The sequence below is a fragment of the Stenotrophomonas sp. STEN147 genome, from assembly GCF_056757995.1.
The window spans coordinates 345077-361225 of record NZ_JBRRCG010000002.1; the positions used below are offsets into that span (position 1 = coordinate 345077).

The following is a 16149-nucleotide window of genomic DNA, read 5'->3' on the forward strand; positions in this document are numbered from 1 at the left end:
TCTGGACGAGTTGCATGGCTCTGCAGGCCGTCGCCCCGCAGAGTGTTGCTTACGGCCTGTGGGGACGGGCCCCATCCATTGCATTGGAGAGACGCCATGTACACGATGAAGTCCGCTTCACGCGCCCTGCCCGCGCAGGTCGCTCCGCTTGCGCTGGCCCTGGCGGCCTGCGTCGGCGTGCCGCAGACAGGTCATGCCCAGTCAGTTTCTGTCCCGGCCGGCACCACGCTGACGGTGGATCCGGGAAGCCCCTATGAGGGGCGTGATTTTTCCGTCCAGGGAACATTGAACCTCAATGGCGTCAGTGTGGGTCGCGTGGTCGCCCGCGAGGGGGGCGTCGTCAATGCGACGGACACGACCATTACCAGCAATGCGTCGGGAGCGGGAGGATCGATGACCAACTCGCAGGGCCGCTACCTCAGGTCGGAGATCGTCAATACGGATGCCAACGGCTTCGGCTTTTCAACCGGCGCGCTGATTACCGCCACCCCGCAGCCTCTCAGCCTCGTCCAGTTCATCGACAGCAAGGTATCGGGTGCCGCCATTGGCGCTCAGGCCAGTGGTGGCGGCACCATCGTTGCCGAGCGCTCGACCTTCTCCGGAGCCATCGGCATGCGCAGCCTGGCCGGCTCGATCGAGCTGCGTGATGGCTCCGCCGCCATCGGCAGCGACATCGGCCTGCTACTGGGAAATTCCAGAGTGAACCAACCCCCCTATGCGGACCCTGCGGACTGGCATGTACTGGTGGATGGATCACGCGTGGAGGGCACCACCGGTCCCGCCGTCAAGGTGAGAATGGAGCTTGGCCGTACGCCCGAGCTGGCGCGCCTGACCGTCCAGAACGGCGCAACGCTCATCGGTGGCAACGGCCATCTGGTTGACGTCGATCCCGACATGGCACTGGACTTCACGGCCCGCACGTCCACCCTCAACGGCAACTTCGTCATCGCCGATACCGCCAGCACGACCCTGCGCTTCCTCGATGGGCTGGTGCTGACCGGACAGATCACCGGCCCGGCCGAGGTGATCGTCGACCAGGGCGGACGCTGGACGCTGTCCGGCGACAGCAGCACCGGCAACCTCACCCTCGGCGCGGACAGCCACATCCTGCTCGGCGCGGAGGGTCAGGCGGCGTATCCGCAGTTGACCGTCAATGGCGATTACACCGGCAACGGCGGCACCCTGCATTTCAACACCGTGCTGGCCGGCGACGCCGCCGCCAGTTCGCGCCTGCATGTGACCGGCGCCACCAGCGGCGCCACCAACGTCATTGTCAACAACGTCGCGGGCGCCGGCGCGCAGACGGTCGACGGCATCCTGCTGGTCCAGGTCGATGGCGCCAGCAACGGCAGCTTCGCGCTGCAGGGCCGCGCCATCGGCGGCATGTACGAGTATTTCCTGCACAAAGGCTCGGCCACGACGGCCAACGGCAACTGGTACCTGACCTCGGCCTACACGGGCAATCCGTGCGATATCAATCCTTCCCTGCCGGAGTGCGATCCGGAGGATCCGGTGATTCCTCCTCCCGATCCCGACCCCGATCCTGACCCCGATCCCGAACCCGTGCTGCGCCCGGAGCCGGGTGCCTATCTGGCCAACCAGATCGCGGCCGAGCAGATGTTCCAGGTACGCCGCCATGATCGCGGCGAACCGGGCTTCGATCGTGCGCGCATCGGAACCTGGGTCCGCGCGGGTCGCGACCAGCTGCGGGCCAGCATTGCCGGCCAGGTCGATGCCCGCACGCATCTCAACGTCCTGCAGCTGGGCAGCGATCTGTGGCGCTGGAGCGACGGGCGCGGCCAGGTGGGCGTGATGCTCGGCACCGGCGACGCCACCACCCGCGCAGTCTCCATGCTGTCCGGCTATGGCACCCGCGGCAGGATCAAGGGCAAATCGGCAGGCGTGTACCTGGGCTGGGTGCAGGATGCACAGAGCAGCGGCGGCCTGTACGTGGACGGCTGGGTGCAGGCTGCCCGCTTCGACAATGATGTGCAGGGCGAGGGCATTGCAGCGGAAACCTACGATGCGGACGTCCGCAGCGCGTCGCTGGAGCTCGGCTACGCCTGGGCGATCCGCACCCGCGAGGCCAGCACTCTGTACCTGCAGCCGCAGGCACAGGTGACCTGGACCGACTACGACAGTGACAGCGTAGTTGAGGACAACGGAACACGGGTCGAGGATGGCCGCAGCATCGGGCTGAACAGTCGGCTGGGTGTGCGTCTGTTTGGACAGAGCACCCTGCGCGGCAATCGCGTGCAACCCTTCCTGGCGGTCAACTGGCTGCGCGGCCAGCGAGATCCCTCGATGCGCTTCAATGAAGAGCTGTTGAGCGCGAAGACACCCGACAGCCGCTACGAAATGCAGGCGGGCGCGCAGCTGCAGCTGGGGCAACGCTGGAGTGCCTGGGGCGACCTGCGCGTGCAGCGCGGCGACAGCGGCTATCGCAACCACGGTGCACAGGTCGGCCTGCGCGCCGCCTGGTGACCCCCGGCGTCCCGCCCGGAACCCGCGCCTGAACACCCCTGCCGGATATGACATCCGGCAGGGGTGACGTCGTCTATTGTAATGTTATAACACCGTCGTTCCTGATGAGGCCCCTGCGCCGTCCAGATGAAAGCAGCGCCGCGCCTGATATAGCCATTGCTATATCTATAAGCGTTTGCTTTCATGTGCGCCAGCCAGGTCGCCCTCGCCGCTCTCTTCCCCAAGGACGACGCCTCCATGCCCCACGCCGTGCCGCCGTGCCACCTTCCGCTGGCCACCGCCATCTTCTTTGCCCTGTCGACCCCGGTACTAGCCGGCACGCCCTCGCCCACGCAGCTGGACCGGGTGCAGGTCAAGGTCAGTACCGCCACGCGCAGCGAGCGCCTGCTTGCCGATGTGCCGATCCGTACCGAAGTGCTGCGCAGGGAGGACATCGCGCTGCGTGCGGCCACCGATTTCTCCCGTGCGGTCGAACTGATCAATGGCCTGCGCGTAGAAAGCAACTGCCAGAACTGCAACACCAGCGAAGTGCAGCTGCTGGGCCTGCCGGGTGCCTACAACCAGCTGCTGTTCGACGGCATCCCGCTGCTGTCCACACTGGGCAGCGTGTACGGCCTGGAGCAGATTCCCGCCGGCTTCGTCGATCGCATCGAAGTGGTCAAGGGCGGTGGCTCGGCGCTGTATGGACCCGGCGCGGTGGCCGGCGTGATCAACCTGGTTCCGCCCCTGCCCTCGCGCAGTGGTGGCCATGTGCAGGCCGGCGTGGATGTGCTGCGTGGCACGCCGCAGAAGAATGCAGATGTCCGGCTGGATCTGGTCGCCACGCAGGCCGATGCCGGACTGTCGGTGATCGCCCAGCGCAACTGGAACGGGGGCATCGACTACAACGGTGATGACTACACCGAGATCACGCGCAAGGATCTCAAGGTCGGTGGACTGCAGGCCTGGTATGCGCCCACACCGGGAACACGGCTGCGCGTGGACGTGCAGGTCACCGATGAAAGCCGGCGCGGCGGCAACCGCCTCGACCAGCCGGAGTATCTGGCCAACATCGCAGAATCGCTCGACACCACGTACCGGCGTGGCAGCGTGTCCTGGGACCAGGAAGTAAGCCCGGACATCGACTTCCGCCTCGCCTATGCCTTCGCCGACATCGATCGCGACAGCTTCTATGGCGGTCTCGGCGATGTGGTCACCGACCCGTCGGCAGCCGGATACGATCCTTCCGAGCTCGACCCCACGGTGGCCGGCAGCGCCGCCTCGCGCTCCTGGCGGCAATACGGGCGCACGCACAATCCGCTGCATTACCTCGACAGCCAGTTGAACTGGCGGCTGGGCGCACACGCCCTGGCGTTCGGCGTGCAGTACAAGCACGAGCGCCTGCGCGACGACAACCGGACCGGTGACGGCCAGCGCCTGGCCGTGCTGGAGGACGCCAGCTTCCACAACCTGGGCGCCTTCGTGCAGGACGAATGGAGCCTGCGCGAGGACATCGACCTGGTGATCGGCGCGCGCGTGGACCAGAGTTCCGAACTGGACAACGCGGTGTTCTCACCACGAGTCGCCTTGGCCTGGCAGGCCACGGAGAACCTGAAGTGGCGGGCCGGCATCGCCAGCGGATTCCGCGCACCGGAAATCTTCGTCGAGGATGTACATGTGGACACGCTCGGCGGCGAGCAGGTGCGCGTGCGCAATGCCGACGGCCTGAAGGAGGAACGTGCGCTGACCACCCTGCTCGGCTTCGATTGGCGTTCGGATCCGGCCGAGCCGGTGTGGACGTGGGACGCCACCGCCTCCTACGCGCGCATCCGTGACACCTTCGCGCTGGGCGAGATCCAGCGCGGCGCCGATGGCCAGCTCGGCCAGCTGCGTTACAACGCCTCGGGCTCGGACGTACTGGGCATGGAAACCAATCTGGGCTGGCAGCCCTCGCCGCAGTGGCGTCTTACCGCGGGCGCATCGTGGTACCGCTCGCGCTTCCGCGAACCCCAGCGCATCTTCGATGACACCGGCGAGGGCGGCGACACCGTGATCGACAGCCGCGACTATCTCAAGACCCCTCGCTGGACCGGGCTGGCCCAGCTCGGCTGGTTGCCTTCAGAACCGTGGGAGACCTTCATCGCGCTGCGCCACACCGGTTCAATGCCGGTGCTGAACAACCGGCTGGGTGAGCTGCACCGCACCCGTGCCTTCTGGGTGACCGACCTGGGCGCCCGTTGGCATCGCCACCTGGGGGTGGGCGCCGAACGGGAGGTGTCCGTGGCAGCCGGAGTCAAGAACGTGTTCGACCAGCGGCAGAAGGATCTTGAAGCCGGCGCGCTGCGCGACAGCGACTACGTCTACGGGCCCCGCTTCGCGCGCTCGTGGTATGTCAGCCTGCGCTATGCGTTCTGAAGCACTGCGCGTTCTGCTGTGCGCCGGCAGCGCGCTGCTGGCCGCGCCGGTCGCGGCAGAGAATCTGCACGCGCAGGTCTCGGCGTCGCTGATGCGACCGGAGGCGCGATCGCTGCGCCCGATGCAGTGGTCGCCGCCGCCGCGATTGATCGCGCTTTACTTCGGTGCGGACTGGTGCGCGCCCTGCCATGCCTTCGTGCCGACCCTGCGCAGCGTGCGTGACGCACTGCGCGAGGCCGGTGCGGACACCGAGGTGGTGTACGTCAGCCAGGATGAGAGCGAGGCCGCGCTGCGCCGCTACATGCGCCGCCAGGACATGCCGTGGCCGGTGCTGGACCCGCGCAGGGCCGCGCGCATGCCGGTGCTGCAGGCCCTGGCCGGCCCCGCGCCGCCCAATCTGGTGCTGATCGACGCGGAAGGTCGCGTGCTGGCGAAGGGGTGGCATGGGCGGCGCTATGAGGGTCTGCAGCCTGTGCTGAAGCTGTGGCAGGCAGGGGCATGCGCACAGGAGCAGGCGCGCTGCCCGCCGCTTGAGTGATCTGCGGCTCCTTCCACGGCCGCCGGGCATGGCCCGGCGCTACCCCTCCTTCCCAGCGCATGCAGCCGCCGGGCATGGCCCGGCGCTACCGCCACCCAGATCGCGGGCACCGGCCCTACCCGCCCTCGGCCTTGCGCACGAATGCTTCGAACAGCGCCAGCGTCTGCTCGCTGACATGATGCTCGATGCCTTCGGCATCGCGCCGGGCGGTATCGGCATCCACGCCCAACGCCAACAGGAAGCGCTCCACCGTCTGGTGCCGCTGGCGACTGGCATGGGCCAGCGCCTCGCCCTCGGCGGTCAGGAAGACACCACGATAGGGCCGCTGCACGACCCAGCCGTCGCGGGCCAGCCGCCGCAGCATCTTCGCCACCGTCGGCTGCGCCACCCCCAGGCGGGTGGCGATGTCGACCTGGCGGGCCTCGCCCCCATCGGCCAGCAGGTCCGAGATCAGCTCGACATAGTCCTCCACCAGTTCCATCCGGTGCGCCTCGCGCACCTGCCGGAAGCTCTCGACCTGGCGCTCGGCCTCGATCAAGGGGGGATTCTTTGGCGATGTCGAATCGTCGCTCTTGCCCACGCGTGCGCCTGTCCTGCCGAAGTCGTCCGGGAATGAAGCTGAATTCTGGACCAGTGACGCGATAAAGACGATTGTTTCACATTGCTATTGGATATAGCAGGGGCTATATTACACGTATGAACACCCTGGCGCCCGATGACCCTTCGGCCCCTGCCCCGGCCAGCCTGGGTGCGCTCAATGCCTCGGTGGCGGTACCCGACAAGGGCCACTGGTGGTTCCGCCTGCTGGCGTTCCTCGGCCCGGGCTACATGATCTCGGTCGGCTACATGGACCCTGGCAACTGGGCCACCGACCTGGCCGGCGGCTCACGCTTCGGCTACCTGCTGCTGTCGGTCATCCTCGTGTCCAATCTGATGGCGGTGATCCTGCAGGCGCTCTCGGCGCGGCTGGGTATCGCCACCGGGCTGGACCTGGCCCAGGCCTGTCGCGCGCGCTACCCGAAGCCGGTCAACCTGGCCCTGTGGGCGCTGTGCGAGGCAGCCATCATCGCCTGCGACCTGGCCGAGGTGATCGGCACCGCCATCGCACTGAAGCTGCTGTTCGACCTGCCGCTGCTGTGGGGTGCAGTGATCACCGCGCTGGACACGCTGCTGGTGCTGCTGCTGATGAACCGCGGCTTCCGCGCGCTGGAGGCCTTCGTCATCGCGCTGCTGATGGTGATCTTCGCCTGCTTCGTGGTCCAGATCGCGATGGCCGCGCCGCCTGTCATGGCGGTGCTTGGCGGCTTCATTCCACGCGCACAGGTGGTCACCGATCCGCACGCCCTGTACATCGCGATCGGCATCATCGGCGCCACGGTCATGCCGCACAACCTGTACCTCCACTCGTCCATCGTGCAGACCCGAGCGTACCCGCGTACCGACGAGGGTCGCCGCAGCGCGCTGCGCTGGGCGGTGACCGACAGCACGCTGGCCCTGACGCTGGCACTGTTCATCAATGCCAGCATCCTGATCCTGGCCGCAGCCGTGTTCCATGCCAACGGTCGCTTCGACGTGCAAGACATCGAGCAGGCGCATCAGCTGCTGGCACCGATGCTGGGCGTGGGCGCCGCGGCGACGCTGTTCGCGGTGGCACTGCTGGCATCGGGCCTGAATTCCACGGTGACCGCGACGCTGGCCGGGCAGATCGTGATGGAGGGCTTCCTGCGCCTTCGCCTGCCGCCCTGGCTGCGGCGGCTGCTGACCCGGGCGCTGGCGATCATTCCGGTGGTGGTGGTGATCGTGCTGTTCGGCGACCAGGGCGCGGTGAAGCTGCTGGTGCTGAGCCAGGTGGTGCTGTCGATGCAGCTGCCGTTCGCGATCATTCCGCTGGTGCGGATCGTGACCGACAAGGTGACCATGGGCGCACTGGTGGCGCCGCGGTGGCTGGGTACGATCGCCTGGTTGATCGCGCTGGTGATCGTGGCATTGAATGTGAAGCTGCTGGTCGACACCTTCGCCGCCGCCTGACGGCCGAGGGCCGCCACCGGGCCATGCTCGACGCACGCGTGCAGCGCTGTCGAGCGTGGCCCCGCTCTACAGATGCAGGGCGATGGCAGCCTCGATCTGCTGTGGCGACTGGAATCCGGCCAGGCGGATGCGTTCGTTGCCGTCACGGAACAGCGCAAGCGTTGGTGTCTGGCGCAGCCCCAGCTCCCTGAAGAAGGTTTCACCCAGCACTTCCAGCTGCACCCGCAGCAGGGTCATGCCCTGCCCCGCGCCGCTGCTGGCGACACGCTGCAGGGACATCTCCAGCATCCGGCAGCCCGGGCACTGGTCCTTGTGGAAATCCACCAGGACCCGGGGATGTTCGGCCAACAGCTGCTGGAGCTGCTCAGGCGTGGTGGCGTCGATGATCTGCATCGGTGGTACTCCGGTAATGGGCCAGGACTGCGTCGGTCCAGGCGTCGATGGCGGCGGCGTGGCGTTCGCCGTGCGGCATCTGTTCAATCTCCAGCGGCGGGTAGCTGCTGTGGAAGTAGCGGATCAGGCGGTGCACGGCGCCGCAGTAGTACTCCTGGCCCCACTGTGTCTCGCCGGTGCCGAACACCGCCACCTGTCGCGGCCGCTGCCCCTGCCCGGCAATGCCGGCCACCCACGCCTTCATCTCCGCCGGTGTGCGCCCGGAGTTGTCGGTCCAGCTGCCCAGCAGCACGAGGTCGGCTTCATCGGCCGCCAGCGGAGCCGGCTGGCGCAGGTCGTCGGCCTCCTGCCAATGCACCGCGTGACCCGCCGCGCGACACCGCTCGGCGATCTGCCGCCCCAGCTCCCGGGTATTGCCACTGAGCGAGGCGACCACGATCAGGATGCCCAGCCCCGCCCCCCGCTCAGAGATCGTCGAAGCCGTTGTCGACGTTGGTCTTCTTGTAACTTGCATTGCGCATCTCGAAGAAGTCGGTCTTGGTTTCGGTGAAGTTGTCGGCGTAGGCCTTGATCCACGGCATCACATTGTCGGTCGTATCGCTGTACAGCCGCTCGATGCCCAGCATGCCGGCCATCTTGTTGGCGCGGTACTTCACGTAGCGCACCATCTCGTCCACATCGATGCCGTCGATGCCATCCAGCACTTCCGACGACCATTGCGTCTCCAGGGTGATGGCATGCTCGAAGGCGCTGTGTACGTAAGCCGTCAGCTCGTTGGTCTGCAGTTCCGGATTCTCGCCGACGATGGCGCGGATCACCTCGCTGATGAACTTGGTATGGGCCAGCTCGTCGCGGTTGATGAAACTGATGATCTTGCCGGTGCCGGTCATGCGGTTCTGCCGCACCAGGTTGTAGAAGTAGGCGAAGCCGGAATAGAAGTTGATGCCCTCCAGGATCGACGACTGGATCAGCGACTTCAGCAGCGTCTCCGCAGTCTTGTCGCGCATGAAGTCGTCGTACGCCTGCATGATCGGCGCGTTGCGGCTGATGATGGTCGGATGCGTGCGGGCCAGTTCGAACACCCGGTTCTGGTTGGGCAGATCGGTGATCGACGCCAGCACATAGCTGTAGCTTTCGTTATGTATCACTTCCTGCTGGCCGATGATCGCCGCATTGGCATGCGCGGCCGGATCGGTGATGTACTCGGCGACGTTGTAGATGAACCGGGTCTGCGGCGAATCGAGCGTGGCCAGCAGGCCGATGATCGAGTCGTAGGCGTTCTTCTCGCGTCCGGACAGTTCACCGTACTGGCGTGCGTCCAGCTTCATGTCCACTTCGTCGGGGATCCAGAAGTTGGTCGACAGTTCCTTGTACGCCCGATAGAACGAGGGGTACGGAATGTCGTTCCAGTTCAGTATGCCGCTGGTGCGGCCGTTGATGATGCCGGTGCTGCGGTTGGGATGGCGTGGTTCAAGGATCTTGATGCGGTCAAGCGGCGTTGCCATGATCGTTCCTGCAGAGGTAGCGCCGGGCCATGCCCGGCGGAATGTAGAGCGGCCGCGCGGTGCGCTCGCCGGGCATGGCCCGGCGCTACCGCGGCTGGGGCGCAGCGATCAGCTCGAGCACCACTCGCATTCGCTGATGTCGATGTCGTTGGAGCGCACGTAGTAGGTGGTCTTCAGTCCCGCGCGCCATGCGCTCAGGTGCAGCTCCAGCAACGTGCTGGCACGGATGGTGCTGGGCACATACAGGTTGAAGCTGATCGACTGGTCCACATGGCGCTGGCGCCGGGCGTTCTGCCGGACGCTGGCGAACTGGTCCACCTTGTAGGCGCCCTTCTCGTAGTACGGCCAGGTCTCCAGCGACAGCCCGGGGGCCGCGACCGGCCGTCGGAAGTCCTTCTTCTCCTCGTAGTAGAACGCGCTGTAGATGGGATCGATCGAGGCAGTGGAACCGGCGATCTGGGCGGTGCTCATGTTCGGCGCGACCGCCAGCAGCCAGCCATTGCGCAGACCATGGCGGGCCACCTCACGCGCCAGGCCCTGCCAGGCCGCATCACGGTAATCGCGGTCGCTGAAGTAGCGGCCGGTGTGCCAGTCGCTGCCGGCGAACATCGGATAGTGGCCCTTCTCTTTCGCCAGTTCGGCACTGGCCTGGATGGTCAGGAAGTTGATGCGTTCGTACAGGCGGTCGGCCAGCGCCTCCGCCTCCGGCGATTCCCACGGGATCGCCTGCTGCGCCAGCAGGTGATGCCAGCCGAACGTGCCCAGACCAATGGCCCGGTACTTGCGGTTGGTGATCGTGGCCTGCGGCACCGGCAAGGCATTGAGATCGATCACGTTGTCCAGCATGCGCACCTGGATCGGGATCAACCGTTCCAGCACGTCCTTCGCCAGCAGATCGTCCGGCGCGGTGACCGCCCGTCCCAGATTGATCGAGGACAGGTTGCACACCACGAAATCGCCGGCGCGGCGGGTGGTGACGATCTGGTCGCCGCTGACGATCTCCTGGATCATCCGCGTCGGGCTCATGTTCTGCAGGATCTCCGTGCACAGGTTGCTGGAATAGACCATGCCCGCATGCTTGTTCGGGTTCCTGCGATTGACTTCATCGCGGTAGAACAGGAATGGATTGCCGGTCTCCAGCTGGCTGAGCATGATGCGCTTGAACAGATCGATCGCGCGCACGGTGCGCCGGCTGATGCGCTCGTCGGCCACCAGCTCCGCGTAGCGGTCGCGGAAGCTGCCCGCACCGCGCGTCTCATCGTAGAAGTCCTGCAGGTACCAGCCCTTGGCCTGCTTCACTTCATGCGGGTCGAACAGGTACCAGTCGGCCCGACGCTCGACCGCCTCCATGAACAGATCGGGCACGCAGACCGACGTGAACACATCATGCGCGCGCAGGCGCTGGTCGCCGTTGTTCAGGCGCAGATCGAGGAAGGCCTCGATGTCGCGGTGCCAGATGTCCAGGTATACCGCTACCGCGCCTTTGCGCTGGCCGAGCTGATCGACCGATACCGCGGTGTTGTTGAGCTGCTTGATCCAGGGCACTACGCCGCCGGACGAGTTGGGCACACCACGGATCGGTGCACCGCTGCTGCGCACGTAGCCCAGGTAGGCGCCGACACCCCCGCCGTGCTTGGACACGCGGGCAATGTCCGTATTGGAGTCATAGATGCCCTGCAGGCTGTCGTCCACTGTATCGATGAAGCAGCTGGACAGCTGTCCACCGACCTTGCCGGCGTTGGCCAGCGTCGGCGTGGCCACCGTCATGTACAGGTTCGACAGCGCCCAGTAGGCCTCGCCGACCAGCTGCATCCGCCGCTCACGCGGCTTCTCCTCCTGCATGAGGTACAGGGCGATGGTCAGCCAGCGCTCCTGCGGCAACTCGTACACCTCGCGGCTGCGGTCGCTGGCCAGGTAGCGCGTCGCCAGCAGGTACAGGCCGTTGTACGCGAACAGACGGTCGCGGTCGGGATCGATCATCTCTCCGGCCTGCTGCAGCTCCTCCTTCGAGTAGCAGCGCAGGATGTCATTGCTGTAGACGCCACGGTCGGCCAGGCTCTCCTGCAGGCCCACGTAGGAGCCGTACTTCAGGCTGACATCGTAGAAGCGGTTGCGGCTGGCGCGCTTGTACAGGCGGCGCAGGTAGATGCGGGCGGCGAACCGCTCCCAGTCCGGCGCGACCAGATCCACACGGGATTCCGCCTCGCGGATCAGCAGGTCCACCAGGTCGTCGGCACTGATGCTGGGCTTGCGCTCAACCATCGCCTGTACCACGCGGCGGTAGTCGGCTACGTCCAGCTGCGGGAACTCGGCATGGATGGCGTCGATGCTGCGCTGCAGGCGCCCGGCGTCGAACGGCAGGCGTCGGTTGCCGGCCTCCTTGGTGATCCAGGTCGGCACGCGCTCGCCACCGGTGCGCAGGGCGTCGCCGGCGCCGGCCGGATCGGCCGCGCGGTAGGTGTATTCGGTCATGGTCCTGCGTCTCCAGGCTCGCACGCACGATTGCGCCGATGCCATGGCGGCCCTGCACGCGATACCGGCGCACGGGGCGATCGGGTGGGATGCCAAAGCGCGGAAACACCAGGTCGTCGGCAAGTGCCTGCGCCTGCGGCCGGTATCCGGGCCGTGGGGGCGACCTGAGTCCGCACGAGGGCGGCCGCGTCGACACGGCAAGCCTTCAGGGGCGGGCCGCGGGACGTGTCTTGCATCGTCCGGCGGCGGCGGCTGACCGGGAGTGACGGCCCCAACATAATGGGGATGATGGATATCGTCAACACAAGATGCAGTAAATAGCGCCCTCCGCGACGAACCGTCGCAGGATGCCGTGTTGCGTCTGCGCCGGTTGTCGACGCCGCACGCATCCCCACTTCGATACAACCTCCACTTTCCGCGGAACATCCCCCATGCGCGCTGCCCAGTACTCCTCCTTCGGCGACCCGTCCGACGTCCTTGCCGTCGCCGAGGCCGCCCTGCCTGAACCTGGTCCTGGCGAGGTGCGCATCCGTACCGTGCTCGCCTCCATCCACAACCACGATCTGCTGACCGTACGCGGCCTGTATGGCTACAAGCCGACGCTGCCGGCGATCGGTGGCAGCGAGGCACTGGGCGTGGTCGACGCGGTTGGCGACGGCGTCGACGGCCTTCGGGTCGGTCAGCGTGTCGCTGCCGCCTCGGTGCACGGCACCTGGGCCGAAGCATTCATCGCGCCGGCACGGATGGTGATTCCGATGCCCGAATCGATCCCCGACGAGACCGCTGCGCAGCTGATTGCCATGCCGCTCAGTGCGCTGATGCTGCTGGAATTCCTGCATGTCGAGCCAGGCCATGGATCGTGCAGAACACCGCCAATGGCGCGGTCGGCAAGTCGCTGGCGATGCTGGCGCGGGCGCGGGGTGTCCATGTGGCCAACCTTGTGCGCAACGCCGATGCGGTCGCGCAGCTGCAGGCGCTCGGCATCGATCATGTATTCGATACCTCGGTGGACGGCTGGAAGGACCGCGTGCGTGCAGTGACCGGTGAAGCGCAGGCGGCGGCCGCCGTGGATTCCATCGGCGGCGACGCCAGCGGTGACCTGGTCGACCTGCTCGGCCACCACGGCACGCTGGTGTCCTTCGGCGTGATGAGCGGCGAGCCCATGCGCATCCCCGCCGGAGGCCTGATCTACAAGGAGGCCACCGTGAAGGGCTTCTGGGGCAGCAAGGTCAGCCAGGCGATGGCGGTGGACGACAAGCGACGGCTGGTGGGCGAACTGCTGCAGCGTGCAGCCGGCGGCGAACTGACGCTGCCGGTGGAACAGGTGTTCGCGCTCGACGATATCGCTGCGGCGGTCAAAGCCGGCGCAGGTTCCGGCCGCAACGGCAAGGTGCTCCTGCGGCCTTGAGGGTCGGACAACGGGGTCAGATCCCTTTCCGTTGGAAAGGGATCTGACCCCTGAGAGGAATGCGCAGCACCGGTCGATAACAGGGCCAGTCACTCGTTAAGAACCTGTGATGTATAACTGAATGCGCTTTCGTCATTGGAAGGCGCAGGCGAGCGCATGCGGTACTGGCGGCTCCTCTTCTGTCCGGCGTTGTCGCTTCCATGTACCGCACCACCCTGAACCTGCTTGCCGGCGCCATCGCGCTGGGACTTACCGCCGGCGCTGCCGGCGCTGCTGAAACCACCGATACCGGCAAGGACAGCGCCACGCTCGGCACCGTGCTGGTGACCGGATCCAACATCAAGCGCAGCGACACCGCCGGCCCCAACCCGGTGCAGATCGTCAGCCGTGAACAGATCGAACAGACCGGTCGCAGCACGTTGACCGATGTGCTGCGCAACCTGTCGGCCAATGCCGGCAACAGCTTCGACGAGCAGTACACCGGCAGCTTCGCGGCGGGCTCGGCGTCGATCGGCCTGCGCGGGCTGTCGCCGAAGAACACCCTGGTGCTGGTCAACGGCTATCGGGTGGCCAACTTCGGTTTCGCCCTCAATACCCAGGACACCTTCGTCGATCTCAATGCGCTGCCGATCAGCGCGGTCGAGCGCATTGAAGTGCTGAAGGACGGCGCCTCGGCGGTGTATGGCTCCGATGCCATCGCCGGTGTCATCAACATCATCCTGCGCAGGAACTTCCAGGGCGTGGAAGTGGGCGGCGGCTTCGGTACGGCCACCCAGGGCGGCCTCGACGAACGCAAGGCCAATCTGCTGGCCGGTTTCGGTGACCTCGAACAGCAGGGCTGGAACGTGCTGTTCGGGCTGGACCTGCTCAAGCGTGATCGGCTCGACGCCGACCAGCGCGCCTATACCCGCAGCGGCGATTTCCGCGACAAGCCCGGTGGTCGCCTGGCCGGCTGGTCCACTGCCGGTGGCAACTGGCTGTCGAACCCGCGGGCGCCGCAGCCATTCGCGCCGTGCCCCGAGGGCAGCCAGTTGCGGCCCTACAGCGACTTCGGCAGCAGCCTGCCCGGCCAGGCCTGCGCGTTCAACGCGCAGCCGTTCAAGACCCTGCAGCCCGGTGCCGAACGCCTGCAGGCATCGCTGAGCGCCACCTACCGCTTCAGCGACAACGTCGAAGCCTTCGCCGACGTGCTCTACAGCCACAACAAGGCCGACCAGATCTTCAGCGCGCCACTGACCGTCGGCCCGGGCCTGCGCGCCTACAACCCCGCCACCGGCACCCTGCTCGACATTCCGGCAGTGCTGCCGGTCGGGCATCCGAACAACCCGGGCAGCGCTCCCCTGCCCTTCGAGTACACGTTCTTCGATCTCGGCCCGCGCCTGAAGGACAACACGCAGGTGTTCTACCGTGCATTGGCCGGCGTGCGTGGCCAGGGCGAGCGCTGGGACTGGGAGGTCGCCGCGCTGACCTCGCAGAGCGAGCAGCGCGAGTACGTGGACAACTTCATCAACCGCTACGCGTTCGAGCAGATCCTGCGCGATGGCAGCTACAACTTCCTCGACCCGGCCAGCACGCCGGCCGCGCTTGACGCGCTGCGCCTGCAGACCAAGCGCCCGGGCTGGTACCAGCTGCACTCTCTGAACCTCAAGGCATCGACGTCGCTGTGGGAGCTGCCGGCCGGCGCGGTCGGCTTCGCCTGGGGCGCGGAGTTCCGCAAGGAATCGCTGGATGCACGGACCAGTGCGCAGGTGCTGTCCGGAACGGAGCTGCGGCCGGCGATCAACGTGGTCGATGGCGAGCGGCAGGTCAGCGCCGCGTATGCCGAGTTCAGCGTACCGTTGCATCGCACATTGGAACTGCAGGTCGCCGGACGCGGCGACCGCTACGACGACTTCGGCAAGGCGTTCTCGCCGAAGTTCGCGCTGCGCTGGCAGCCGCTGGACAGCCTGCTGCTGCGCGGTTCGTTCTCGCGCGGTTTCCGCGCCCCCTCGCTGCCGGAAATCGCACCCGGACAGACGGTCAGCTACGGATCGGTGATCGACCCGCTCGACCCGTTGCAGCCCGGTGGCAGCCGCGGTGTCACCAACATCCGCACCGGCAATCCCGACCTGAAGGCCGAGCGCTCGCGCAATCTCAACGTTGGCGCGGTGTGGTCGCCGGACGCTGACAGCAGCATCGGCCTGGACTGGTACCGCATCGAGCAGGACAACCTGGTCAAGCCCGACAGCGCACAGTTCATCGTCGACAATCCCGCCCTGTTCCCGGGCCGGGTCCAGCGCGATGCGCAGGGCCGCATCCAGTTCATCACCAACCAGTATGCCAACCAGGGGGAGCTGACCACGTCCGGTCTCGACCTGGAGGCCAGCCGCACCTTCCGCACCGACGGCTGGGGCAACCTCACCCTCGCCGGCAGCTGGACCCATCTGCTCAGCTTCAAGCAGCCCCTGGTAGCCGGTCAGGCGCCCTATGACGGCGCGGGCAACAACCGCCACGGCGCGCTGCCGCGCACCCGCGGCACCACGTCACTGAGCTGGGCGGTGGGCGACTGGAACAGCACGCTGAGCCTGCAATATGTCAGCGGCTACGACCAGCGGGTAGCGACGGCCACCAGCAACCCGGGCCTGCGTGATCGCGTCAAGCCCTATCACCAGCTGGACCTGTACGTGGCGTACGAGGGCCTGGCCAACACCACGCTTTCGCTGTCCGTGTTGAACCTGACCGACCGGGACCCGCCGTTCGACCCCGCGGGCGGCTCCAACGGCTTCGACATCAGCCAGTACAACCTGCGCGGCCAGTTCGTCACGGTGGGGGCACGCTACCGGTTCTGATGCGGAAACTGCACATGTAGCGCCGAGCCCATGCCCGGCTGCTCTACCGGCTTGATGGAGCCGAGCGTGGGCTCGGCTCCACGGAGTGTGCGGACCAAC

Annotated in this window: 10 protein-coding genes and 1 pseudogene; 6 read left to right on the forward strand and 5 right to left on the reverse strand. The window is 66.7% G+C overall.

What is annotated here, in order from left to right; genetic code table 11:
* The first annotated feature begins 96 nt into the window (after positions 1-96).
* From ACVOKU_RS04435 to ACVOKU_RS04445, 3 genes are all read left to right on the forward strand, one after another.
* Entirely contained in the window at positions 97-2484 is a 2388-nt protein-coding gene (locus ACVOKU_RS04435; RefSeq protein ID WP_481559223.1) for an autotransporter family protein, read from the forward strand.
* Positions 2485-2721: 237 nt separating this feature from the next.
* The gene (locus tag ACVOKU_RS04440) at positions 2722-4878 is read left to right on the forward strand and encodes a TonB-dependent receptor plug domain-containing protein (protein WP_481559224.1); all 2157 of its coding nucleotides are present in this window, start codon (positions 2722-2724) and stop codon (positions 4876-4878) included.
* Positions 4868-5416, forward strand: a complete 549-nt coding sequence (locus ACVOKU_RS04445) for a thioredoxin-like domain-containing protein (protein ID WP_164152555.1) — start codon at positions 4868-4870, stop codon at positions 5414-5416. Before ACVOKU_RS04440 ends, ACVOKU_RS04445 begins: the two co-directional genes overlap by 11 nt.
* A gap of 115 nt (positions 5417-5531) precedes the next feature.
* Here ACVOKU_RS04445 and mntR read toward each other — a convergent pair whose 3' ends face one another.
* On the reverse strand, positions 5532-5996 hold the full coding sequence (gene mntR / locus ACVOKU_RS04450) for a manganese-binding transcriptional regulator MntR (protein ID WP_053517818.1): 465 nt from the start codon (positions 5994-5996) through the stop codon (positions 5532-5534).
* 116 nt (positions 5997-6112) lie between these two features.
* Between mntR and ACVOKU_RS04455 the strand changes: the two genes are divergently transcribed.
* Positions 6113-7444, forward strand: a complete 1332-nt coding sequence (locus ACVOKU_RS04455; RefSeq protein ID WP_481559225.1) for an Nramp family divalent metal transporter — start codon at positions 6113-6115, stop codon at positions 7442-7444.
* A 66-nt stretch (positions 7445-7510) separates the two neighbouring features.
* Here the strand turns inward: ACVOKU_RS04455 and ACVOKU_RS04460 are convergent, their stop codons facing one another.
* The 4 genes from ACVOKU_RS04460 to ACVOKU_RS04475 all read right to left on the reverse strand — a co-directional run bounded on the left by ACVOKU_RS04460 (position 7511) and on the right by ACVOKU_RS04475 (position 11814).
* On the reverse strand, positions 7511-7837 hold the full coding sequence (locus ACVOKU_RS04460; protein WP_053517820.1) for a thioredoxin family protein: 327 nt from the start codon (positions 7835-7837) through the stop codon (positions 7511-7513).
* A complete protein-coding gene (locus ACVOKU_RS04465) occupies positions 7809-8288 on the reverse strand; it encodes a flavodoxin (RefSeq protein WP_481559281.1) in 480 nt (159 codons plus the stop codon). The genes ACVOKU_RS04460 and ACVOKU_RS04465 overlap by 29 nt, the downstream gene beginning before the upstream one ends.
* A gap of 13 nt (positions 8289-8301) precedes the next feature.
* Complete coding sequence (locus ACVOKU_RS04470; protein WP_231107806.1) at positions 8302-9345, reverse strand: ribonucleotide-diphosphate reductase subunit beta; 1044 nt, start codon at positions 9343-9345, stop codon at positions 8302-8304.
* Between the two features lie 105 nt (positions 9346-9450).
* Positions 9451-11814, reverse strand: coding sequence for a ribonucleoside-diphosphate reductase subunit alpha (locus ACVOKU_RS04475; protein ID WP_128987960.1), 2364 nt, complete (start codon positions 11812-11814; stop codon positions 9451-9453).
* Between the two features lie 431 nt (positions 11815-12245).
* On the opposite strand from ACVOKU_RS04475, the pseudogene ACVOKU_RS04480 reads away from it, so the two are divergent.
* A pseudogene (locus ACVOKU_RS04480) lies at positions 12246-13222 on the forward strand (zinc-binding dehydrogenase).
* Positions 13223-13422: 200 nt separating this feature from the next.
* Positions 13423-16050: a TonB-dependent receptor gene (locus ACVOKU_RS04485; protein WP_481559226.1), complete on the forward strand. Its 2628-nt coding sequence runs from the start codon at positions 13423-13425 to the stop codon at positions 16048-16050.
* Positions 16051-16149: the final 99 nt, after the last annotated feature.